24 protein-coding genes are annotated in these 20,643 nt (G+C 39.0%); all 24 read left to right on the top strand.

The genetic code is table 11. From position 1 onward, the window contains the following. Positions 1-2: 2 nt before the first annotated feature. Positions 3-446, top strand: a complete 444-nt coding sequence (gene rplK, locus AWW67_RS04845) for a 50S ribosomal protein L11 (RefSeq protein WP_053222944.1) — start codon at positions 3-5, stop codon at positions 444-446. 12 nt (positions 447-458) lie between these two features. Continuing rightward, positions 459-1,157 (top strand): 50S ribosomal protein L1, encoded by a 699-nt coding sequence (gene rplA / locus AWW67_RS04840; RefSeq protein ID WP_062300513.1) that lies wholly within the window; start codon positions 459-461, stop codon positions 1,155-1,157. Between the two features lie 2 nt (positions 1,158-1,159). Continuing rightward, positions 1,160-1,693 (top strand): 50S ribosomal protein L10, encoded by a 534-nt coding sequence (gene rplJ, locus AWW67_RS04835; protein WP_053222942.1) that lies wholly within the window; start codon positions 1,160-1,162, stop codon positions 1,691-1,693. Positions 1,694-1,733: 40 nt separating this feature from the next. Then, a complete protein-coding gene (rplL, locus tag AWW67_RS04830) occupies positions 1,734-2,114 on the top strand; it encodes a 50S ribosomal protein L7/L12 (protein WP_053222941.1) in 381 nt (126 codons plus the stop codon). Positions 2,115-2,290: 176 nt separating this feature from the next. Next, positions 2,291-6,163: a DNA-directed RNA polymerase subunit beta gene (gene rpoB / locus AWW67_RS04825; RefSeq protein WP_062300512.1), complete on the top strand. Its 3,873-nt coding sequence runs from the start codon at positions 2,291-2,293 to the stop codon at positions 6,161-6,163. Between the two features lie 42 nt (positions 6,164-6,205). Further along, positions 6,206-10,519: a DNA-directed RNA polymerase subunit beta' gene (gene rpoC / locus AWW67_RS04820; protein WP_062300511.1), complete on the top strand. Its 4,314-nt coding sequence runs from the start codon at positions 6,206-6,208 to the stop codon at positions 10,517-10,519. 3 nt (positions 10,520-10,522) lie between these two features. Continuing rightward, on the top strand, positions 10,523-10,846 hold the full coding sequence (locus tag AWW67_RS04815; protein WP_053222938.1) for a DUF3467 domain-containing protein: 324 nt from the start codon (positions 10,523-10,525) through the stop codon (positions 10,844-10,846). A gap of 264 nt (positions 10,847-11,110) precedes the next feature. Next, entirely contained in the window at positions 11,111-11,494 is a 384-nt protein-coding gene (gene rpsL / locus AWW67_RS04810; protein WP_053222937.1) for a 30S ribosomal protein S12, read from the top strand. Positions 11,495-11,506: 12 nt separating this feature from the next. Further along, complete coding sequence (gene rpsG / locus AWW67_RS04805) at positions 11,507-11,974, top strand: 30S ribosomal protein S7 (RefSeq protein ID WP_053222936.1); 468 nt, start codon at positions 11,507-11,509, stop codon at positions 11,972-11,974. A gap of 13 nt (positions 11,975-11,987) precedes the next feature. Beyond that, a complete protein-coding gene (gene fusA, locus AWW67_RS04800; RefSeq protein ID WP_053222935.1) occupies positions 11,988-14,087 on the top strand; it encodes an elongation factor G in 2,100 nt (699 codons plus the stop codon). Between the two features lie 18 nt (positions 14,088-14,105). Then, the gene (gene rpsJ / locus AWW67_RS04795; RefSeq protein ID WP_053222934.1) at positions 14,106-14,411 is read left to right on the top strand and encodes a 30S ribosomal protein S10; all 306 of its coding nucleotides are present in this window, start codon (positions 14,106-14,108) and stop codon (positions 14,409-14,411) included. Positions 14,412-14,623: 212 nt separating this feature from the next. Beyond that, positions 14,624-15,256: a 50S ribosomal protein L3 gene (gene rplC, locus AWW67_RS04790; protein WP_053222933.1), complete on the top strand. Its 633-nt coding sequence runs from the start codon at positions 14,624-14,626 to the stop codon at positions 15,254-15,256. Positions 15,257-15,260: 4 nt separating this feature from the next. Beyond that, on the top strand, positions 15,261-15,887 hold the full coding sequence (gene rplD / locus AWW67_RS04785) for a 50S ribosomal protein L4 (RefSeq protein ID WP_053222932.1): 627 nt from the start codon (positions 15,261-15,263) through the stop codon (positions 15,885-15,887). Positions 15,888-15,893: 6 nt separating this feature from the next. Next, entirely contained in the window at positions 15,894-16,181 is a 288-nt protein-coding gene (gene rplW, locus AWW67_RS04780) for a 50S ribosomal protein L23 (protein WP_053222931.1), read from the top strand. A gap of 10 nt (positions 16,182-16,191) precedes the next feature. Continuing rightward, positions 16,192-17,022, top strand: coding sequence for a 50S ribosomal protein L2 (gene rplB / locus AWW67_RS04775; RefSeq protein WP_053222930.1), 831 nt, complete (start codon positions 16,192-16,194; stop codon positions 17,020-17,022). A gap of 3 nt (positions 17,023-17,025) precedes the next feature. Further along, complete coding sequence (gene rpsS / locus AWW67_RS04770; RefSeq protein ID WP_053222929.1) at positions 17,026-17,304, top strand: 30S ribosomal protein S19; 279 nt, start codon at positions 17,026-17,028, stop codon at positions 17,302-17,304. Beyond that, positions 17,304-17,705 (top strand): 50S ribosomal protein L22, encoded by a 402-nt coding sequence (gene rplV, locus AWW67_RS04765; RefSeq protein ID WP_053222928.1) that lies wholly within the window; start codon positions 17,304-17,306, stop codon positions 17,703-17,705. The genes rpsS and rplV overlap by 1 nt, the downstream gene beginning before the upstream one ends. A 6-nt stretch (positions 17,706-17,711) precedes the next feature. Then, entirely contained in the window at positions 17,712-18,464 is a 753-nt protein-coding gene (rpsC, locus tag AWW67_RS04760) for a 30S ribosomal protein S3 (RefSeq protein ID WP_053222927.1), read from the top strand. Positions 18,465-18,492: 28 nt separating this feature from the next. After that, a complete protein-coding gene (gene rplP / locus AWW67_RS04755) occupies positions 18,493-18,912 on the top strand; it encodes a 50S ribosomal protein L16 (protein ID WP_053222926.1) in 420 nt (139 codons plus the stop codon). A gap of 2 nt (positions 18,913-18,914) precedes the next feature. Then, complete coding sequence (rpmC, locus tag AWW67_RS04750; RefSeq protein WP_053222925.1) at positions 18,915-19,109, top strand: 50S ribosomal protein L29; 195 nt, start codon at positions 18,915-18,917, stop codon at positions 19,107-19,109. 7 nt (positions 19,110-19,116) lie between these two features. Beyond that, on the top strand, positions 19,117-19,374 hold the full coding sequence (rpsQ, locus tag AWW67_RS04745; protein ID WP_053222924.1) for a 30S ribosomal protein S17: 258 nt from the start codon (positions 19,117-19,119) through the stop codon (positions 19,372-19,374). A 2-nt stretch (positions 19,375-19,376) separates the two neighbouring features. Continuing rightward, the gene (gene rplN / locus AWW67_RS04740) at positions 19,377-19,745 is read left to right on the top strand and encodes a 50S ribosomal protein L14 (RefSeq protein ID WP_053222923.1); all 369 of its coding nucleotides are present in this window, start codon (positions 19,377-19,379) and stop codon (positions 19,743-19,745) included. 3 nt (positions 19,746-19,748) lie between these two features. Then, entirely contained in the window at positions 19,749-20,081 is a 333-nt protein-coding gene (rplX, locus tag AWW67_RS04735; protein WP_053222922.1) for a 50S ribosomal protein L24, read from the top strand. Positions 20,082-20,086: 5 nt separating this feature from the next. Continuing rightward, positions 20,087-20,641: a 50S ribosomal protein L5 gene (gene rplE / locus AWW67_RS04730; protein ID WP_053222921.1), complete on the top strand. Its 555-nt coding sequence runs from the start codon at positions 20,087-20,089 to the stop codon at positions 20,639-20,641. Positions 20,642-20,643 lie beyond the last annotated feature (2 nt).

Below are 20,643 nucleotides of genomic sequence, written 5' to 3'. Positions count from 1 at the left end.
AGATGGCTAAGGAAATATCTGGTTATCTGAAGTTGCAAGTTAAGGGAGGTCAAGCAAACCCTTCCCCTCCGGTTGGTCCTGCTTTAGGTTCGAAAGGACTTAACATCATGGAGTTTTGCAAGCAATTCAACGGACGTTCTCAGGACAAAATGGGACAGGTGTTACCTGTATTAATTACCATATATTCTGATAAGTCTTTTGATTTTGTTATCAAAACACCACCAGCACCGGTAATGTTAATGGAAGCATCGAAAATCAAGAAAGGTTCTAATGAATCAAATCGAGTAAAAGTCGGTTCGGTTACATGGGCTCAAGTGAAAGAGATTGCTGAAGTTAAGATGACGGATTTGAATGCTTTTACAGTTGAATCTGCTATGAAAATGGTAGCTGGTACTGCACGAAGCATGGGCATTAGAGTGACCGGTAAAGCACCTTGGGAAAACTAAAGATTTGTTGAAATGGCAAAGTTGACAAAAAAGCAAAAAGAAGCTTTAAGTAAATATGATCCACAAAAAGATTATTCTTTGAAGGATGCATCATCAATTGTAAAGGAGATTTCCAATGCAAATTTCGATGCCTCTGTTGATATTGATATTCGTTTAGGAGTGGATCCGCGCAAGGCAGACCAGATGGTTAGAGGAGTGGTAGCACTTCCTCATGGTACTGGAAAAGAGGTGAGAGTATTGGTATTGTGTTCTCCTGACAAAGAGCAGGAAGCTAGAGATGCTGGTGCAGATCACGTTGGGTTAGATGACTACATCGCTAAAATTGAAGGTGGATGGACTGACATTGATGTCATTATCACTATGCCAACAGTTATGGCAAAAGTAGGTCGTTTAGGTCGAGTTCTAGGACCAAGAGGTTTGATGCCAAACCCAAAATCTGGTACAGTTACTTTGGAAGTTGGAAAAGCAGTGGAAGAAGTTAAGGGAGGTAAAATCGATTTCAAAGTCGATAAGTTTGGTATTATTCATACTAGTATTGGAAAAGCATCTTTCTCAGCAGAGAAGATCATTGAAAATGCAACTGAAGTAATTCAAACCATCTCAAGATTGAAACCTGCATCGGCAAAAGGTACTTATTTTAAAAGTATCAACTTGTCTTCGACTCAAAGTCCAGGTATTAAAATTGATAAAAACTCCATTTCGGGCATATAAACATGACTAGAGCAGAAAAAGGCGTATTAATTGAAGAATTGTTTCAGAAATTTTCTGTTAACAACAATTTCTACATAACTGATGCTTCCGGAATGTCGGTTGCACAAACCACGGCACTTAGAAGACTATGCTTTGAAAAGGGTATAGAGTATAGAGTGTTTAAAAATACTTTGATTCAGAAAGCTTTGGAAAAAATGGATGCAGATTACGCTCCATTTGATGAAAAAGTTTTGAAAGGTTTCTCAGGAATTATGTTCTCAGGAGAGGATGCAAATTCACCTGCAAAATTGATCAAAGAATTTAGAAAAAAATCAGGTTTAAAATCTCCAATGTTGAAAGGTGCTTCCATCGATACCGATCTTTTCATTGGGGAGGAGAATTTAGATATGTTGAGTAGTCTTAAGTCTAAGGCTGAACTTATCGGAGAGGTGATAGGATTGTTACAATCACCAGCTAAGAATGTTATTTCAGGCCTTAAAGGTGCTGGTGGCAAATTGGCAGGAATTCTTCAGACATTATCTGAGCGTGAAAATTAGTAATTAATCAAGATTTAGAATTTAATAAACAAAATCAAAAATGGCAGATTTAAAAGATTTCGCAGAGCAGTTGGTAAACTTAACTGTAAAGGAAGTTAACGAATTAGCTGATATCCTTAAAAACGAATACGGTATTGAGCCTGCTGCTGCAGCGGTAGCAGTTGCTGCTGGTCCTGCTGGTGGTGATGGTGAAGGTGCTGCTGAAGAAAAGTCGGCTTTTGACGTAGTGTTGACTGCTGCTGGTGCTTCAAAGCTAGCCGTTGTTAAACTAGTTAAAGAATTGACTGGTTTAGGATTGAAAGAAGCTAAAGAAATCGTAGACAGCGCTCCTAAAGCAATTAAAGAAGGTGTAGCTAAAGACGAAGCTGAAGCACTTAAAAAGCAGCTTGAAGAAGCTGGTGCTGAAGTAGAGCTTAAGTAATTTGACTGGCCATAGCTAACTATGGCAAAGGAACAGGCCCTGATCCCTTCCCGAATTTCGGGATCGGTATCATGGGTCTTTTCCTGTTTGTATACAGTAAAGAGGTTTTTCTCTACAAGCCTTTGTACGCTTTAAGTGCAAAAATTATTCTTGGTTTAAACTAAAATATTACGGCCTTGGCTAACGCAATTCAAACAGAAAGAATAAGTTTTTCTTCAATTAAATCAGTTCTTGATTATCCTGATTTTCTTGACATACAAGTGAAGTCTTTCGAAGATTTTTTTCAGCTTGAAACTCCTGCTGAAAAAAGGACTCAAGATGGCCTTTTCAAAGTATTTTCAGAAAATTTCCCCATTTCTGATTCACGAGATAACTTTGTATTAGAGTTCATTGATTACTTGGTTGACCCTCCAAAATACTCTGTTGAAGAGTGTATCGATAGAGGACTTACCTATTCAGTTCCATTAAAAGCAAAGCTTCGTCTGACATGTAATGATGCAGATCATGAAGATTTTGAAACCATCGAACAAGAAGTATTCTTAGGGAATATTCCTTACATGACTGTAAAGGGCTCGTTCGTGGTAAATGGTGCGGAAAGAGTAATTGTTTCTCAATTACATAGATCTCCTGGTGTGTTCTTTGCACAAAGCAAACATACTAACGGTACCGCTTTATATTCTGCCAGAATTATTCCTTTTAAAGGTTCTTGGATTGAATTTGCGACAGACGTTAACAGCGTAATGTACGCTTACATTGACCGTAAGAAGAAATTTCCAGTAACCACGCTTTTAAGAGCCATCGGTTACGGAACAGATAAAGATATTCTTGACCTATTCGGCTTGTCTGAAGAGGTTAAAGCCAATAAAGCCCAGCTTAAGAAGGGTGTAGGCAGAAAACTTGCAGCAAGAGTTCTTAAGACATGGATAGAAGATTTCGTAGATGAAGATACTGGAGAAGTAGTATCTATCGATAGAAACGAAGTGTTATTAGAGCGTGACTCTGTTTTAAGCGAGGAAGATGTAGAAATGATCCTTGAGTCTGGTGTTGATTCTATCATTCTTCATAGAGAAGACATCAACATTGCAGATTACACTATTATTTATAATACACTATCTAAAGATAACTCCAACTCTGAGAAAGAGGCTGTAGAGCAAATCTATCGTCAGTTGAGAAATACTGAAGCGCCAGATGAGCAAACTGCAAGAGATATTATCCAAAGCCTTTTCTTCTCAGATAAGAGATATGATCTTGGAGAAGTAGGTAGATACAGAATTAATAAGAAACTCGGCTTAGATATCTCTTTTGATAAGAGAGTATTAACAACTCAGGATATTATTTCAATTGTGAAATATTTGATCGGGTTGATTAACTCTAAGGCGGTAGTGGATGATATTGACCACTTATCGAACAGAAGAGTTAGAACTGTAGGAGAGCAATTATACGCTCAGTTTGGTGTAGGTTTGGCCAGAATGGCTAGAACGATCAAAGAAAGAATGAACGTTCGTGATAATGAGGACTTCAAACCTGTGGATCTTATTAACGCAAGAACACTTTCTTCTGTGATTAACTCGTTCTTCGGAACCAACCAACTTTCTCAGTTTATGGATCAAACGAATCCATTGGCAGAGATTACTCACAAAAGAAGATTGTCAGCCTTAGGACCAGGTGGTCTTTCAAGAGAAAGAGCAGGTTTTGAGGTTCGAGATGTTCACTATACTCACTACGGTCGTCTTTGTACAATTGAAACTCCAGAGGGACCAAACATTGGTTTGATTTCATCTCTATGTGTTCATGCTAAGATTAACAGCATGGGATTCATTGAGACTCCATATAGAAAAGTAAAAGAAAGTAAAGTAAACATGTCTGAAGATGTGGTTTACCTTACTGCTGAAGAAGAAGATACTCACAACATTGCACAGGCCAATGCGCCTTTGGATGATAAGGGTACTTTCGTAAACGACAGAGTAAAAGCAAGATTTGAAGGAGATTTCCCTGTAGTAGAGCCGAATGAGCTTACTTATATGGATGTAGCTCCTAACCAAATTGTATCTGTTGCAGCTTCATTGATTCCTTTCCTTGAGCACGATGATGCAAACAGGGCATTGATGGGATCGAACATGCAGCGTCAAGCAGTGCCTTTATTGAAACCTGAAGCTCCAATTGTGGGAACTGGTTTGGAAGGTAGAGCAGCGAGAGATTCTAGAATGCTAGTAATTGCTGAAGGAACGGGTGTTGTACACTATGTTGATGCTGAAAAAATTATTATAAAGTACGAACAAAGTACTGAGGATGAGTTAGTGAACTTCTATAATGAGTACAAAACGTACAAATTGATTAAGTTCAGAAGAACCAACCAAGACACTTCTATCAACCTTACACCAATCGTATTGAAAGGTGACAAAGTTGTGAAGGGACAAGTACTTTGTGAGGGATATTCTACCCAAAATGGAGAGTTAGCCTTAGGTAAAAACCTGAGAGTAGCCTACATGCCTTGGCAAGGATATAACTTCGAGGATGCGATTGTAATTTCAGAGAGAGTGGTTAGAGATGACGTGTTCACCTCAATTCACATCGATGAATATGAACTTGAAGTTAGAGATACAAAAAGAGGTGAAGAAGAATTAACTTCTGAGATTCCGAACGTAAGTGAGGAAGCAGTGAAAAACCTTGATGAGAATGGTATCATCAGAGTAGGAGCTGAAATCAAAGAAGGTGATATTCTGATTGGTAAAATTACCCCTAAAGGTGAAACTGACCCAACTCCAGAAGAGAAGCTTTTAAGAGCCATCTTCGGAGATAAAGCTGGTGATGTGAAAGATGCATCATTGAAAGCATCTCCTTCGCTTCAAGGTGTGGTTATTGACACTAAGTTGTTCTCAAGACCTAAAAAAGATAAAGATCTTAGAGCAAAATCAAAGAAAGAGGTTGAAGCATTGAAAGCTCAGTACAGCAAAGATTTGACTGCTGTGAGAAATGAAATGATTGACAAAATCTTCTCTTTGCTACAAGGAAAAACTTCTCAAGGAGTAAAACATAAATTTGGTGATGAAGTCATTTCGAAAGGAGTGAAATTCAACAAAACCAATATTACAGAAAACATCTTCCCTGAGAAAAACATATACAGAGACGAGAGTAACTACAACGTTCAGGAAGAAGTTAACCTAATTTCTGATTTGAACCTTGATAACTGGACTACTGACGATAAGACTAACCAGATTATCGTTCGTATGGTTAAAAATTACCAACTGAAGAGAAATGAAATTGCGGGCGAATTTAAACGTAAGCGTTTCACAATCGAAGTAGGTGATGAATTGCCAACAGGTATCGTACAATTGGCCAAAGTTTATATTGCTAAAAAGCGTAAGCTTAAAGTAGGTGATAAAATGGCGGGTCGTCACGGTAACAAGGGTGTTGTAGCCAGAATTGTTAGAGAAGAAGATATGCCATTCCTAGAAGATGGAACTCCAATGGATATTGTATTGAATCCACTTGGTGTACCTTCGAGGATGAACATTGGTCAGATATACGAAACCGTATTGGCATGGGCTGGATTAGAGTTGGGTAGAAAATATGCTACTCCAATTTTTGACGGAGCTACTATGGAAGAAGTTCAAGCTGAATTGGCTGAGGCTGGATTGCCAGATGCTGGTCGTGCTTATCTATATGATGGTTTGTCAGGTGTTAAATTTGACCAGCCTGTTACAGTAGGTATTGCATACATGCTGAAACTAGGTCACTTGGTTGACGATAAAATGCACGCGCGTTCTATCGGACCTTACTCTCTCATTACTCAACAACCATTGGGTGGTAAAGCCCAGTTTGGTGGTCAGCGTTTTGGTGAGATGGAGGTTTGGGCTCTTGAGGCCTTTGGCGCATCTCATGTGTTGCAGGAAATTCTAACGGTAAAATCCGATGACGTGATTGGTAGAGCGAAAGCCTACGAAGCCATCGTGAAAGGTGAGAATATTCCTAAACCAAATATTCCTGAATCATTCAACGTATTGGTTCACGAACTAAGAGGTTTGGCACTTGAAATTACACTTGACTAATTCTTAAACAGGCTTCGGCCAATAAATTAGAATACAAAAGCTATGGCATTTAAAAAGAATAGAAAACTTAACAATGACTTTGATAAAGTCACTATCAGCTTAGCTTCTCCGGAATCAATCCTTGAGAGTTCTCATGGTGAGGTTACACAACCGGAAACGATAAACTATAGAACATACAAACCAGAAATGGGAGGTTTATTCTGTGAAAGAATATTCGGACCTGTTAAGGATTGGGAATGTCATTGTGGGAAATATAAAAGAATCAGATATAAAGGTATTATCTGCGATAGATGTGGTGTTGAAGTTACCGAGAAAAAGGTAAGAAGAGAGCGCATGGGCCATATCGAATTGGTAGTGCCTGTAGCTCATATCTGGTACTTCAAATCATTGCCTAACAAGATTGGTTACCTTCTAGGTCTTCCTACCAAAAAACTTGATCAGATTATTTACTACGAGCGTTATGTAGTAATTCAAGCAGGTATGAAAGAAGAGGATGGAATCGCCTACATGGATTTCTTGACTGAAGATGAGTATCTAGATATTTTAGATAAACTTCCAAGAGAGAACCAAATGTTAGATGATGAAGATCCTCAGAAATTCATCGCTAAAATGGGAGCGGATGCATTAGAGATGCTTTTGGCAAGAATTGATCTTGACGAACTTTCATATGCACTTCGTCACCAAGCAGCAACAGATACTTCTCAACAAAGAAAAGCAGAAGCTTTAAAAAGGTTGAAAGTTGTTGAAGCTTTCCGTGATGCAAGAACAAGAATCGAGAACCGTCCAGAGTGGATGATCATTAAAATGGTTCCTGTAATTCCACCAGAATTGCGTCCATTGGTGCCATTGGATGGCGGTCGTTTCGCAACTTCAGATTTGAATGATCTTTACAGAAGGGTAATCATTAGAAATAACCGTCTTAAGAGATTAATTGATATTAAAGCACCAGAGGTAATCCTTCGTAACGAAAAAAGGATGCTTCAGGAAGCAGTAGATTCTCTTTTCGATAACTCGAGAAAAGTAAATGCTGTGCGTTCAGATGGTAATAGAGCTTTGAAATCTTTGAGTGATATGCTTAAAGGTAAGCAAGGTCGTTTCCGTCAGAACTTGCTAGGAAAAAGGGTGGATTACTCAGGTCGTTCTGTAATTGTAGTAGGACCAGAGTTGAAACTTCACGAATGTGGTTTGCCAAAGAATATGGCTGCCGAGCTTTTTAAACCATTTATTATCAGAAAACTGATTGAAAGAGGTATTGTTAAGACAGTGAAGTCTGCCAAGAAAATAGTGGATCGTAAAGACCCTGTGGTTTGGGATATCCTTGAAAACGTATTGAAAGGACACCCTGTATTGCTTAACCGTGCTCCTACATTGCACAGGTTGGGTATTCAGGCTTTCCAACCAAAATTAATTGAAGGAAAAGCAATTCAATTGCACCCATTAGTATGTACAGCATTTAACGCTGACTTTGATGGTGACCAAATGGCTGTTCACGTACCACTAGGGCACGAAGCAGTTTTGGAAGCCTCAACACTAATGCTTTCTTCACACAACATTCTTAACCCAGCTAACGGAGCTCCGGTAACTGTACCTTCTCAAGACATGGTTTTGGGTCTGTATTATGTAACCAAAGGCAGAAGATCTACTGAAGATTTCAAAGTAGATGGTGAGGGAATGCGTTTCTATAGTGCCGAAGAGGTGATTATAGCAATGAACGAAGGCAAAGTTTCTAAGCACGCTTACATTCATGTGAAAACGAAAGTAAGAGAAGGTGATGGTTTAGTTGATAAAGTAATCGAAACTGTTGCCGGTCGTATTCTATTTAACCAAGCCGTACCTGCAGAAGTAGGATACGTGAATGAGTTATTGACGAAGAAGAAACTTCAGAAAATTATTGCCAATGTATTTGCCATCTCTGGTGTAGCTAGAACGGCTCAGTTCCTTGATGATATCAAAGAACTAGGTTTCCAAATGGCATACAAAGGCGGTCTATCAATGGGATTGAATGATATTCACATTCCAGAACATAAAGAAGAATTGGTATCAGGAGCCAAAGAGGAAGTTGATGCTGTATGGCAAAACTACCTAATGGGTCTGATTACTGATAACGAACGTTACAACCAAGTTATCGACATCTGGACAAGGGTTAACACTAAGTTGACCAATGACTTGATGAACGAGATGGAAGAGGATAATCAAGGTTTCAACTCTATTTATATGATGATGCACTCTGGAGCCAGGGGTTCAAGAGAGCAAATTCGTCAGCTAGGTGGAATGAGAGGCTTGATGGCGAAACCACAAAAGAACCTTGCGGGGTCTGTGGGTGCCATTATCGAAAACCCAATTCTATCTAACTTTAAAGAAGGGCTAGATGTACTTGAGTACTTTATCTCTACTCACGGTGCTCGTAAAGGTTTGGCCGATACAGCCCTTAAAACTGCTGATGCTGGTTACTTAACTAGACGTTTGGTAGATGTTGCTCAAGATGCTGTTGTTAACGAAGAAGATTGTGGAACCTTAAGAGGTTTAACAGTATCTGCTTTGAAAGACAACGAAGATGTAGTTGAATCTTTATCTGAGAGAATTTTAGGTAGAGTTTCTGTACACGATATTTTCGATCCAATCTCTGAGGAATTGATAATTTCTGCCGGAGAAGAGTTCACGGAAGAAATTGCAGCTCGTATTGATGAAACTGCGATTGATGAAGTAGAGATAAGATCGGTGTTGACTTGTGAAACCAAGCGCGGAATTTGTGCCAAATGTTACGGTAGAAACTTATCTACCTCTAATATGGTCGAAAAAGGCGAGGCTGTTGGTGTAATTGCAGCACAGTCGATTGGTGAGCCAGGAACGCAGCTTACCTTGAGAACGTTCCACGTTGGGGGTACAGCTTCTAACATTGCAGTTGATGCAACAGTTAAGGCCAAGTTTGAAGGTGTAATTAAGTTCGAAGAACTTAGGTCACTTCCAACTACCGACAACGATGGTAATAAAATAGAAATGGTAATGGGACGTACTGGAGAGATCCAGATCGTTGACCCTAAGTCTAATAAAGTATTGATCTCTAACCACGTACCTTACGGAGCAACTCTTGATGTTAAAGAAGGAGATAAGGTTGAAAAAGGACAACAACTTTGTAAGTGGGATCCATATAACGCTGTAATTCTTTCAGAATTCGATGGTAAAGTAGAATTCGATGCCATAGAAGAAGGTGTTACATATAAAGAAGAGTTTGATGAGCAAACAGGCCACAGAGAAAAAGTTATCACTGACACCAGAGATAAAACTAAAAACCCTGCGGTTATTGTAAACTCTAAAAACGATACTAAAGCTTATAACATTCCAGTAGGGGCTCACTTAGCTGTTGAAGCAGGTGATAAAGTTAAAGTGGGTCAACCACTTGCTAAAATCCCTAGAACAATGGGTAAATCTCGAGATATTACTGGAGGTCTGCCAAGAGTAACGGAATTGTTTGAAGCTAGAAATCCATCTAACCCAGCAGTAGTGTCAGAAATTGACGGTGTTGTTACTTACGGTGGAATTAAGAGAGGTAACCGAGAAATCTTCATCGAATCTAAAGATGGTGTGAAGAAGAAATACATGGTGCCATTGTCTAAGCACATTCTTGTACAAGACAATGACTTTGTAAGAGCAGGTTATTCTTTATCTGATGGTGCTATTACTCCAAATGACATTTTGAATATTCAAGGTCCAACTGCGGTTCAAGAATATTTAGTAAATGAAATTCAGGAAGTATACCGACTACAAGGTGTGAAAATCAATGATAAGCACATCGAAGTAATCGTGAAGCAAATGATGCAGAAGGTAGAAATCATGGATGCTGGTGATACTAGCTTCCTTCCAGGTCAAGTGGTTGATAAATTCCTCTTTAGAGAAGAGAACGATGCAATGCTTGATATGAAAGTGGTTTCAGATGCAGGTGACTCTACAAACCTAAAACCAGGTCAGATTGTTACTCCTCGTCAATTAAGAGATGAAAACTCTTCGTTGAGAAGAAAAGACATGAAGCTTGTAGAAGTTAGAGATGCACAACCAGCAGTTTCACAACCGAAACTTCAAGGTATCACGCAAGCTTCATTAGGAACTGAAAGTTTCATTTCTGCAGCGTCATTCCAAGAAACAACTAAAGTGCTAAGTGAAGCCTCAATTAGAGGTAAAGCAGATCATTTGAAAGGTTTGAAGGAAAACGTAATCGTGGGTCACTTGATTCCAGCAGGTACAGGTTTGAGAGAATACGAAGACCTTATCGTTGGAAACAAAGAAGCTTACGAAAGATTGCAAGCAGCGAAAGCCGCCTACAATAGATCAGAATCAGAAGAACAAGAAGTAGAGTACTAAGCCATGGCTGAGGATAAAAATCAAAAAAATCAGAACCAAATCAATATTGAGCTTTCCGAAGAAATTGCGGAAGGTCAATATGTGAACTTGGCTATGATCGCACATTCAAACAGTGAATTTGTGATTGATTTTATCAAAATGATGCCAGGCGTACCAAAGGCGAAAGTAAAATCGAGAATTATCATTACACCAGAGCATGCCAAAAGGCTACTGATGGCTTTAAAGGATAATATCGATAAATTCGAAAGTCATTTTGGTACCATTACCCAGTCCGATGAAGCTCCAAAATTCCCAATGAATTTCGGAGGAACAATAGGAGAGGCTTAATGGGCTCGTACTTATAAATATTTTTAGAAAGCCCCTTTCGAAAGATTGGGGCTTTTTAGGTGTAAAAATGGTAGAAAGGAGCGGTTCTAAAATCATCTTTTAGACGTTCTGAAACAGGATTAGCAAGAAGGGTTTTATGGTGGAAGTAAGGAAGTTACATGTTTGATTTATTTAATCTGATGTGTTTGTTCTGAAAACTTCTTTTGTTACCTTTGCAGTCCTAAATTTGTACATAGGGAAATAAAATCTAAAAAATAACTGTAAATGCCTACTATACAACAATTAGTAAGAAAGGGCAGAAAGAAATTGACTTCTAAGTCAAAATCTCCTGCTCTGGATAGCTGCCCGCAAAGAAGAGGGGTTTGTACAAGGGTTTACACTACTACGCCTAAGAAGCCAAACTCAGCTATGAGAAAAGTAGCCAGAGTAAGGTTGACTAACGGTAAGGAGGTAAACGCGTACATCCCAGGTGAAGGTCACAATCTTCAAGAACACTCAATCGTATTGATTAGAGGAGGAAGAGTAAAAGATCTTCCAGGTGTAAGATACCACATCATTAGAGGTGCATTAGATACCGCTGGTGTTAATGGTCGTACGCAACGTAGATCAAAATATGGCGCAAAACGCCCTAAAGCAGCTAAAAAATAGAATTTTTATAAAATGAGAAAAGCTAAACCAAAGAAGAGATATATTCTTCCTGATCCTAAGTTCCATGATACTTTGGTGACAAAGTTTGTGAACTACTTAATGGTAGATGGGAAGAAGAGTATTGCCTACAACATTTTCTATGATGCGATCGAGATCGTTGAAAAGAAAAGTGGTGAGAATGGTCTTGAGACTTGGAAGAAAGCATTGAGTAACATCATGCCTTCAGTCGAAGTAAAAAGCCGTAGAGTAGGCGGAGCAACATTTCAGGTACCAACTGAAGTGAGGCCGGCTAGAAAAACTTCACTGGGGATCAAGTGGATGATTTCTTTTTCTAGAAAAAGAGGTGAGAAGACAATGAGGGACCGATTGGCTGCCGAAATTCTTGCTGCATCAAAAGGAGAAGGAGCTGCCGTGAAGAAAAAGGACGACACTCATAGAATGGCCGATGCAAACAAGGCATTCTCTCACTTTAGATTTTAATTCCTAGATAGAAATGGCAAGAGATTTAAGATTAACAAGAAATATAGGTATCGCAGCCCACATTGATGCGGGTAAAACAACGACTACCGAAAGAGTTTTGTACTACACTGGTGTTTCTCACAAACTTGGTGAGGTTCATGATGGTGCGGCTACAATGGACTGGATGGAGCAAGAGCAAGAAAGAGGGATTACAATTACCTCTGCTGCAACTACTGTATTCTGGCCTTACAAAGACGAACAATACCATATCAACATTATTGATACTCCTGGTCACGTAGATTTTACTGTAGAGGTAAACCGTTCTCTAAGAGTTCTTGATGGATTGGTGTTTTTGTTTTCTGCTGTTGATGGTGTTGAGCCACAATCAGAAACTAACTGGAGACTTGCGGACAACTATAAGGTTGCTCGTTTAGGCTTCGTAAACAAAATGGACAGGTCTGGTGCTGACTTCTTGAACGTGTGTAAGCAAGTGAAAGAAATGTTAGGAACTAAAGCTGTTCCACTTCAATTGCCTATCGGAGCTGAAGATACCTTTAAAGGTGTTGTTGACTTGGTAGAGAATAAGGCCATTGTTTGGAACGAAGAAGATATGGGGATGACCTATAACGAAATCGAAATTCCAGCTGACATGGTTGATGAAGTAGCTGAATATAGAGAGCATCTATTAGAAGCTGTTGCGGAGTATGACGAATCACTATTAGAAAAGTATTTCGAAGATCCAGAGTCAATCTCTAGAGAAGAGATTATCAAAGCTTTAAGAGCTGCAACTATAGATTTAGCTTTTGTTCCAATGTTGTGTGGTTCTGCCTTTAAAAATAAAGGTGTTCAGTCAATGTTGAACTATGTTATGGAATTGCTTCCATCTCCTCTTGATAGAGAAAGTGTTGAGGGAATTGATCCTGATACTGAAGAGCCTACGTTTAGAAAGCCATCTGCATCAGAGCCATTCACAGCTCTAGCATTTAAGATCGCTACTGACCCATTTGTAGGTCGTTTGTGTTTTGTTAGATCATATGCAGGTATGCTAGATTCAGGTTCTTATGTATTCAATACAAGAACTGGTAAGAAAGAGCGTATCTCTAGAATCTTCCAAATGCATGCGAACAAACAAAACGCTATTGATCAGCTTCATGCTGGAGATATCGCTGCGGTTGTAGGATTTAAGGATATTAAAACTGGAGACACTCTTTGTGACGAGAAACATAAAATTGTTCTTGAATCAATGGATTTCCCTGAGCCAGTAATTGGTTACGCTATTGAGCCAAAAACTCAGGCTGATGTAGATAAACTAGGTATGGCAATTGCCAAGCTAGTAGAAGAAGATCCTACATTGACAGTAAACACTGACGAAGAAACTGGTCAAACGATTCTTAGAGGTATGGGTGAGCTTCACCTTGATATCATCATGGATCGTATGAGAAGAGAATTCAAAGTGGAAGTGAATCAAGGAGCACCTCAGGTGGCTTATAAAGAAGCACTTACGAAGTCAGTTGAACACAAAGAGGTTTATAAGAAACAGTCTGGTGGTAGAGGTAAATTTGCCGATATCTCTTTCGAAATTGGTCCAAAGGATGAAGATTTCGTAGGAAAAGGACTTCAATTTGTGAATCAAATCGTTGGTGGTGTAATTCCAAAAGAATTTATCCCAGCTATTGAAAAAGGATTTGCTTCAGCTATGAAGAACGGGCCTTTGGCAGGTTACCCTGTTGAAGACATGAAAGTTAGATTGTTCCACGGATCATTCCACGATGTGGATTCGGATGCGCTTTCTTTCGAACTTGCAGCTAGAATGGGCTTTAAGGCTGCTGGTAAGCAAGCCGGTCCAAAATTGCTAGAGCCAATTATGTCGGTAGATGTAGTTACTCCTGATGAATATACTGGTTCAATTACTGGTGATTTGAATAGGAGAAGAGGTATTATGAAAGGTATGGATACAAAAGGAACTTCTACAGTTGTTAGAGCCAGTGTTCCTTTGTCAGAACTTTTCGGTTACGTTACAGATTTGAGAACAATGTCTTCTGGTCGTGCTACGGCTGCTCTGACTTTCTCTCACTATGACGTAGTACCTAATGGCATTGCAGACGAAGTGATCAAAAAATCCAAAGGAGAATAATCTGTAAATTTTAGAATAATGACACAGAAGATAAGAATCAAATTAAAGTCATACGATCACAACTTGGTGGATAAGTCATCAGAGAAAATCGTAAGAGCTGTGAAAACTACTGGAGCTATTGTTAGCGGTCCAATTCCGTTACCAACAGTAAAAGAGAAATTTACAGTATTGAAATCTCCACACGTAAACAAAAAAGCGCGTGAGCAATTTCAACTTTGTACTTACAAGCGATTGGTAGATATTTATTCTAGCAGTGCTAAAACTGTAGATGCCCTTATGAAGCTTGAGCTTCCTAGTGGTGTTGACGTTGAAATCAAAGTATAAGTACTTTTTTAGATACAGAATATAAGAGGCTGGTCTTTTTGGCTAGCCTCTTTTTTATGCGAAGAGAGCAAGCCATTACTAACGGCTTGAATTTGAGAGAATTTATTATAGAAATTTCAAATCTAGAGTTTGTAGCAGAAAATTAATTCTCTATCTTTGCAATCCGTTTCACGGGAGCCTCGGATTTGTGAGGTTCTAAATGAATTAATAAGATGTCTGGAATAATCGGAAAAAAAATCGGAATGACTAGCATTTACAGTGCCGATGGACGTAGTGTCGCATGCACGGTGATAGAGGCTGGTCCTTGCGTAGTAACGCAAGTAAAAAATGAGGGAACAGACGGGTATACAGCTGTACAGCTTGCTTTTGGAGAGCGTAAGGAGAAAAATACTCCTAAGGCTTTAAAGGGTCATTTCGCTAAAGCGAATACTACTCCAAAGAAAGATGTTGTTGAGTTCCGAAATTTTCGCGAAGAATTTGAAGGTCAGGTGGCTTTAGGTAACGAAATCGTTGTAGGCGATGTCTTCAAAGAAGGTGATTTTGTTGATGCCGTTGGTACTTCAAAAGGTAAAGGTTTTCAAGGTGTTGTAAAAAGACACGGATTTGGTGGAGTTGGACAAGCAACGCACGGTCAGCACAACAGATTGAGAGCACCTGGTTCCGTTGGTGGAGCTTCTTATCCTGCAAGAGTATTTAAAGGTACTCGTATGGCTGGAAGAACTGGTGGAGATAGAGTGACAGTAATCAACCTGCGCGTAATGAAAGTGGTGCCAGAAAAGAATCTGATTGTAATCAGTGGTTCTATTCCTGGTGCGAAAAATTCAACCGTAATCCTAGAGAAATAAGAAGATGGAGATTGCAGTACTAAAAAATAGTGGCGAAGACACTGGAAGAAAAGTAACGCTTTCAGGCGACATCTTCGGTATTGAACCGAATGATCACGCAATTTACTTAGACGTAAAGCAGTACTTGGCTAACCAAAGACAAGGAACACATAAGTCGAAGCAGAGAGCCGAGATTGCAGGTTCTACCAGAAAAATTAAAAAGCAAAAAGGTACAGGAACAGCGAGAGCTGGTAGTATTAAATCACCAGTATTTAGAGGCGGTGGTAGAGTATTCGGTCCTGAGCCAAGAGATTATCACTTCAAGTTGAATAAAAAGCTTAAAGTTTTAGCTCGTAAATCTGCTTTAGCATACAAGGCGAAAGATAATAATCTTTTGATTTTGGAAGACTTTACTTTCGATGCTCCTAAAACAAAAGAGTACAAAAAGATGATTGACGGTTTGTCATTATCTGGTAAGAAAACTCTTGTGGTTGTAGGTGAACATGATACTAATGTTCTTTTGTCTGGAAGAAATATCCAGAATACTAAAGTAATCACAGCAAGTGCATTGAATACTTATGATGTGCTGAATGCTGAAAGCTTGCTTTTGAGTGAAAGCTCAGTTGAAATAATCGAAAACTTATTGAAGTAACAGAAAATGAGTGTTCTTAAAAAACCTTTAGTTACCGAAAAAGTATCGGCCTTGAACGAAAAAGGCAAGTACGGATTTGTTGTAGACTACAAAGCCAACAAAATAGAAATCAAAGTGGCTGTTGAGCAAATGTACGGTGTAACCGTGGAAGATGTTAACACCATGAGATATAGTGGTAAGACCAAATCTAGAATGACAAAATCTAGAGTAGTACAAGGTCAAACCAGCGCATTCAAAAAAGCAATTGTAACAGTTGCTGAGGGTGATGTTATTGATTTTTATAGCGGCATTTAAATAGATAATAATGGGCGTTAGAAAACTAAGACCAATGACTCCAGGAACCAGGCATAGAATGGCTCCTGACTTTGCAGAAGTAACTGTTAAAAAGAGTGCTCCTGAGAAATCGTTGACCGTACCTTCTAAGAGATCTGGTGGACGTAATAATACTGGTAAAATGACCATGCGCTACATGGGTGGCGGTCATAAACAAAAAATCAGAATTGTTGATTTCAAGAGAGAAAAATTTGATGTACCTGCCACGGTAAAATCAATTGAATATGATCCAACACGTTCAGCAAGAATTGCATTGTTGTTTTACGCTGATGGAGAGAAAAGATATATCATTGCCCCTAAAGGCTTAGAAGTAGGTCAGGTTGTAGTGTCTGGTGAAGGTGTTGCACCTGAAGTAGGTAATGCAATGCCTCTTTCTAAAATTCCAATGGGTACAATTATTCACAATATTGAATTGAAGCCAGGCAAAGGAGCTTCAATGTCGAGAAGTGCTGGGGCTTATGCTCAGATTGTAGCCCGTGAAGGAAAATACGCTACCCTCAAATTACCTTCTGGTGAAATGAGAAACGTTCTTTCTGCTTGTATGGCAACTATTGGTGCTGTAGGAAATGCAGAGCATATGAACGTTGTGCTTGGTAAAGCTGGTAGAACAAGATGGTTAGGAAGAAGACCAAGAGTAAGGGGTGTAGTAATGAACCCAGTTGATCACCCGATGGGTGGTGGTGAAGGTAAATCTTCAGGTGGACATCCTAGATCAAGAAAAGGATTGTTCTCTAAAGGTTTGAAAACCAGAACACCTAAGAAATATTCGAATCGTTTGATCATTGGTAAAAAGAAGAAATAAGACATGGCACGTTCGTTAAAAAAAGGACCATATATCGATTTTCGTTTAGCCGGTAAAGTAGAGGCTATGGAAGAGTCTGGTAAGAAGTCTGTAATTAAGACTTGGTCCAGAAGATCAATGATAGCCCCAGATTTTATTGGGCACACTTTCGCTGTTCATAATGGAAATAAATTTATTCCAGTGTTTGTAACTGAGAATATGGTGGGGCATAAGTTAGGTGAGTTTTCACCAACTAGAAATTTCCGTGGTCACATTGCTAAAAAAGATAAAGGTAGAAGATAATGGAAGCTGTAGCTAAGTTAAATAATGTACCTACATCTGCTCGTAAAATGAGAATGGTAGCTGATTTAATCAGAGGCCAACGTGTAGACAGAGCTTTGAATCTTTTAAAGTTTGAGCCAAAAGAAGGAGCAGCACGTCTTGAGAAATTATTGAGATCAGCTGTATCTAACTGGATTGCTAAAAATGAGGACGAAAGATTAGAAGATGCAGATCTTGTGATCAAAGAAATCCGTGTTGATGGTGGCAGAATCTTAAAAAGATTAAGACCAGCTCCACAAGGAAGAGCACATAGAATAAGAAAAAGATCTAACCATGTAACACTTATTGTAGACTCAAAAAATGCATCTACTAAGGTTACCGCTGGTCAGGAGGAAGAAGTCACTAACGAAACTGCTAATTAAGAACAGATGGGACAAAAAGTAAATCCTATAGGTCTAAGATTGGGTATCATCAAAGGTTGGGATTCCAACTGGTACGGAGGTAAAGACTTTTCTAATAAATTGGTCGAAGATCAAGAAATCAGAAAGTATGTAAATGCCCGTATTCCAAAAGGTGGTATTTCTAAGATTATTATTGAAAGAACACTTAAACGTATCACCATTACAGTACATACTGCTAGACCAGGAGTTGTAATTGGAAAAGGTGGACAAGAAGTGGATCGCATCAAAGAAGAGTTGAAAAAACTTACAAGTAAGGATGTTCAAATCAATATCTTCGAGATCAAAAGACCAGAATTGGATGCCAAGCTAGTAGGAGAATCAATTGCTCAACAATTAGCAGCTAGAATTTCTTACAGAAGAGCAATGAAGCAAGCAATTGCTTCTGCAATGAGAGTTGGTGCTCAAGGAATTAAAGTAAAGTGTTCAGGACGTTTAGGCGGAGCTGAAATGGCAAGAACTGAGATGTATAAAGAAGGAAGAATTCCTTTGCATACACTTAGGGCCGACATAGATTACGCAATTTCTGAAGCTGATACAGTTTACGGAAAAATCGGAATCAAAGTATGGGTATTCAAAGGTGAGGTTTTCGGTAAGAGAGATCTTTCTCCTAACATAGGAGGTGGAAATCAATCAGAAAGAGGAGCTGGAGGTGCACCTGGAAACAGAAGAAGACCTTCTGGCAACAATAGAGGAGGAGCCCCAGCCGGTAGAAGACGTTAATCACATCACCTGTTAAAAGTTTACAACGATGTTACAACCAAAGAGAACCAAATTTAGAAAAATGCAAAAAGGCCGTGTGAAGGGACTTGCGGGTCGCGGTCACACTTTGGCTTTCGGAACATTTGGTATAAAATCATTAGAAGCTGGATGGATCACAGCACGTCAGATAGAAGCTGCTCGTATTGCCATGACCAGAGCTATGAAAAGGGAAGGTCAAGTTTGGATTAGAATTTTTCCAGATAAACCAATCACGAGTAAGCCTGCTGAGGTAAGGATGGGTAAAGGTAAAGGAGCTCCTTCATATTGGGTAGCTTGTATTAAGCCTGGTACTATTCTTTTCGAATCTGGTGGAGTAAGCCAAGAATTGGCAAAAGAATCGTTGAGATTGGCAGCCCAAAAGCTACCTATATCAACAAAGTTTGTTGTACGTAGAGATTACGTTGGATAGTTATGAAAAATCAAGAGATCAAAGCACTTACCGTTGAGGAATTGGCGGAAAGAATCAAGGCCGAGACAGATAACATTGGCAAATTGAAATTTGCCCAAGCCATCTCTCCAATAGAAAACCCAATGAAAATCAGGGATTCTAGAAAGTTGATAGCTAGACTAAAAACTGAGTTGAGAGCTAAAGAACTCGCAAATTAAGATACGCATGGAGACCAGAAATCTTAGAAAAGAAAGAATCGGGATAGTAACCAGCAACAAAATGGAAAAAACCATTACTGTAGCCGTGTTACGTAAAGAAAAGCACCCGATCTACGGTAAGTTTGTTAAGAAAACTACCAAATTTTCTGCTCATGACGAAACTAATGATTGTGGTATCGGTGATACTGTGAAAATCATGGAAACTCGTCCGCTGAGTAAGAATAAGCGTTGGAGATTAGTAGAAATTATTGAAAGAGCTAAGTAATCATGATCAGGCAAGAATCAAGATTGAACGTTGCAGATAACAGTGGAGCAAAAGAAGTTCTATGTATTCGCGTATTAGGCGGTACAAAAAAGAAATTCGCGACTGTTGGCGATAAAATTGTGGTCTCTGTGAAAGCGGCTCACTCTTCAAGCAATTTGAAAAAAGGTACTGTTACAAAAGCAGTAATTGTTAGAACCAAGAAAGCCGTAAGAAGGAAAGATGGTTCTTATATCAGATTCGAAGACAATGCTGCTGTATTACTGAACCAGAACGATGAACCAAGAGGTACTCGTATGTTTGGCCCGGTGGCTAGAGAATTGCGTGAAAAACAATTCATGAAAATTGTTTCATTGGCACCAGAAGTATTGTAAGCAATGGAAAGAAAGAAAAACAAGCAGCAAAAACTGCATTTGAGAAAAGGAGATACTGTGAAAGTACTTTCTGGAAACTCAAAAGGTAAAGAAGGACAAGTCCTTGAAGTTTTCATCGCAAAGCAGAGAGCAATTGTTGAAGGCGTTAATATTGTATCAAAACATACTAAGCCTTCTGCTACTAACCCTAACGGGGGAATTGAAAAAACAGAAGCTCCAATTCATGTTTCAAACCTTATGGTAAAGGATCCAGCTACTGGTCAATTTGCTAGAACAGGTAGAAAAGTGAACAGCGAAGGAAAATTAGAAAGGTATTTTAAGACTAAGTCAAATTAATTATAATGGCTAATCCTAGATTAAAAGATACTTATATCAATGATATAACTCCTGCAATGATGAAGAGGTTTGAATATACCTCCATTATGCAGGTGCCTAAAATCACTAAAATTGTGGTTAACAAAGGTATAGGAGCTGCAGTTGCAGACAAAAAATTAGTTGACGTAGGAGTAGAAGAACTTACTACCATCACTGGTCAGAAAGCTGTTGCTACAATTGCTAAGAATTCAATTTCAAACTTTAAGTTAAGAGAAGGGATGCCTATTGGTGCCCGCGTAACTTTGAGAGGAGATAGAATGTTCGAATTCCTTGATAGACTTTTGAATATCGCTTTACCACGTGTAAGGGATTTCAGAGGTGTAAAAGATAAAGGATTTGATGGAAGAGGTAATTACACTTTGGGTATCAAAGAACAAATCATTTTCCCTGAAATTTCCATCGATAAAGTGAATAAAATCACGGGTATGGATATCACTATTGTTACTACTGCAAATTCTGATGAAGAAGCATTCGAGTTGTTGAAAGCATTTGGAATGCCTTTCGCAACTGGTAAAAAATAATA

This window comes from Roseivirga seohaensis (assembly GCF_001592945.1).
GTDB classification, from domain to species: domain Bacteria; phylum Bacteroidota; class Bacteroidia; order Cytophagales; family Cyclobacteriaceae; genus Roseivirga; species Roseivirga seohaensis.
Note: the sequence above shows the minus strand (reverse complement) of the source record. Positions and strands in the feature narration are given on the sequence as shown.

Coding starts and splice junctions, on each gene's coding strand:
- rplK (WP_053222944.1), top strand. CDS start 3: ATGGCTAAGGAAATATCTGGTTATCTGAAGTTGCAAGTTAAGGGAGGT.
- rplA (WP_062300513.1), top strand. CDS start 459: ATGGCAAAGTTGACAAAAAAGCAAAAAGAAGCTTTAAGTAAATATGAT.
- rplJ (WP_053222942.1), top strand. CDS start 1,160: ATGACTAGAGCAGAAAAAGGCGTATTAATTGAAGAATTGTTTCAGAAA.
- rplL (WP_053222941.1), top strand. CDS start 1,734: ATGGCAGATTTAAAAGATTTCGCAGAGCAGTTGGTAAACTTAACTGTA.
- rpoC (WP_062300511.1), top strand. CDS start 6,206: ATGGCATTTAAAAAGAATAGAAAACTTAACAATGACTTTGATAAAGTC.
- AWW67_RS04815 (WP_053222938.1), top strand. CDS start 10,523: ATGGCTGAGGATAAAAATCAAAAAAATCAGAACCAAATCAATATTGAG.
- rpsL (WP_053222937.1), top strand. CDS start 11,111: ATGCCTACTATACAACAATTAGTAAGAAAGGGCAGAAAGAAATTGACT.
- rpsG (WP_053222936.1), top strand. CDS start 11,507: ATGAGAAAAGCTAAACCAAAGAAGAGATATATTCTTCCTGATCCTAAG.
- fusA (WP_053222935.1), top strand. CDS start 11,988: ATGGCAAGAGATTTAAGATTAACAAGAAATATAGGTATCGCAGCCCAC.
- rpsJ (WP_053222934.1), top strand. CDS start 14,106: ATGACACAGAAGATAAGAATCAAATTAAAGTCATACGATCACAACTTG.
- rplC (WP_053222933.1), top strand. CDS start 14,624: ATGTCTGGAATAATCGGAAAAAAAATCGGAATGACTAGCATTTACAGT.
- rplD (WP_053222932.1), top strand. CDS start 15,261: ATGGAGATTGCAGTACTAAAAAATAGTGGCGAAGACACTGGAAGAAAA.
- rplW (WP_053222931.1), top strand. CDS start 15,894: ATGAGTGTTCTTAAAAAACCTTTAGTTACCGAAAAAGTATCGGCCTTG.
- rplB (WP_053222930.1), top strand. CDS start 16,192: ATGGGCGTTAGAAAACTAAGACCAATGACTCCAGGAACCAGGCATAGA.
- rpsS (WP_053222929.1), top strand. CDS start 17,026: ATGGCACGTTCGTTAAAAAAAGGACCATATATCGATTTTCGTTTAGCC.
- rplV (WP_053222928.1), top strand. CDS start 17,304: ATGGAAGCTGTAGCTAAGTTAAATAATGTACCTACATCTGCTCGTAAA.
- rpsC (WP_053222927.1), top strand. CDS start 17,712: ATGGGACAAAAAGTAAATCCTATAGGTCTAAGATTGGGTATCATCAAA.
- rplP (WP_053222926.1), top strand. CDS start 18,493: ATGTTACAACCAAAGAGAACCAAATTTAGAAAAATGCAAAAAGGCCGT.
- rpmC (WP_053222925.1), top strand. CDS start 18,915: ATGAAAAATCAAGAGATCAAAGCACTTACCGTTGAGGAATTGGCGGAA.
- rpsQ (WP_053222924.1), top strand. CDS start 19,117: ATGGAGACCAGAAATCTTAGAAAAGAAAGAATCGGGATAGTAACCAGC.
- rplN (WP_053222923.1), top strand. CDS start 19,377: ATGATCAGGCAAGAATCAAGATTGAACGTTGCAGATAACAGTGGAGCA.
- rplX (WP_053222922.1), top strand. CDS start 19,749: ATGGAAAGAAAGAAAAACAAGCAGCAAAAACTGCATTTGAGAAAAGGA.
- rplE (WP_053222921.1), top strand. CDS start 20,087: ATGGCTAATCCTAGATTAAAAGATACTTATATCAATGATATAACTCCT.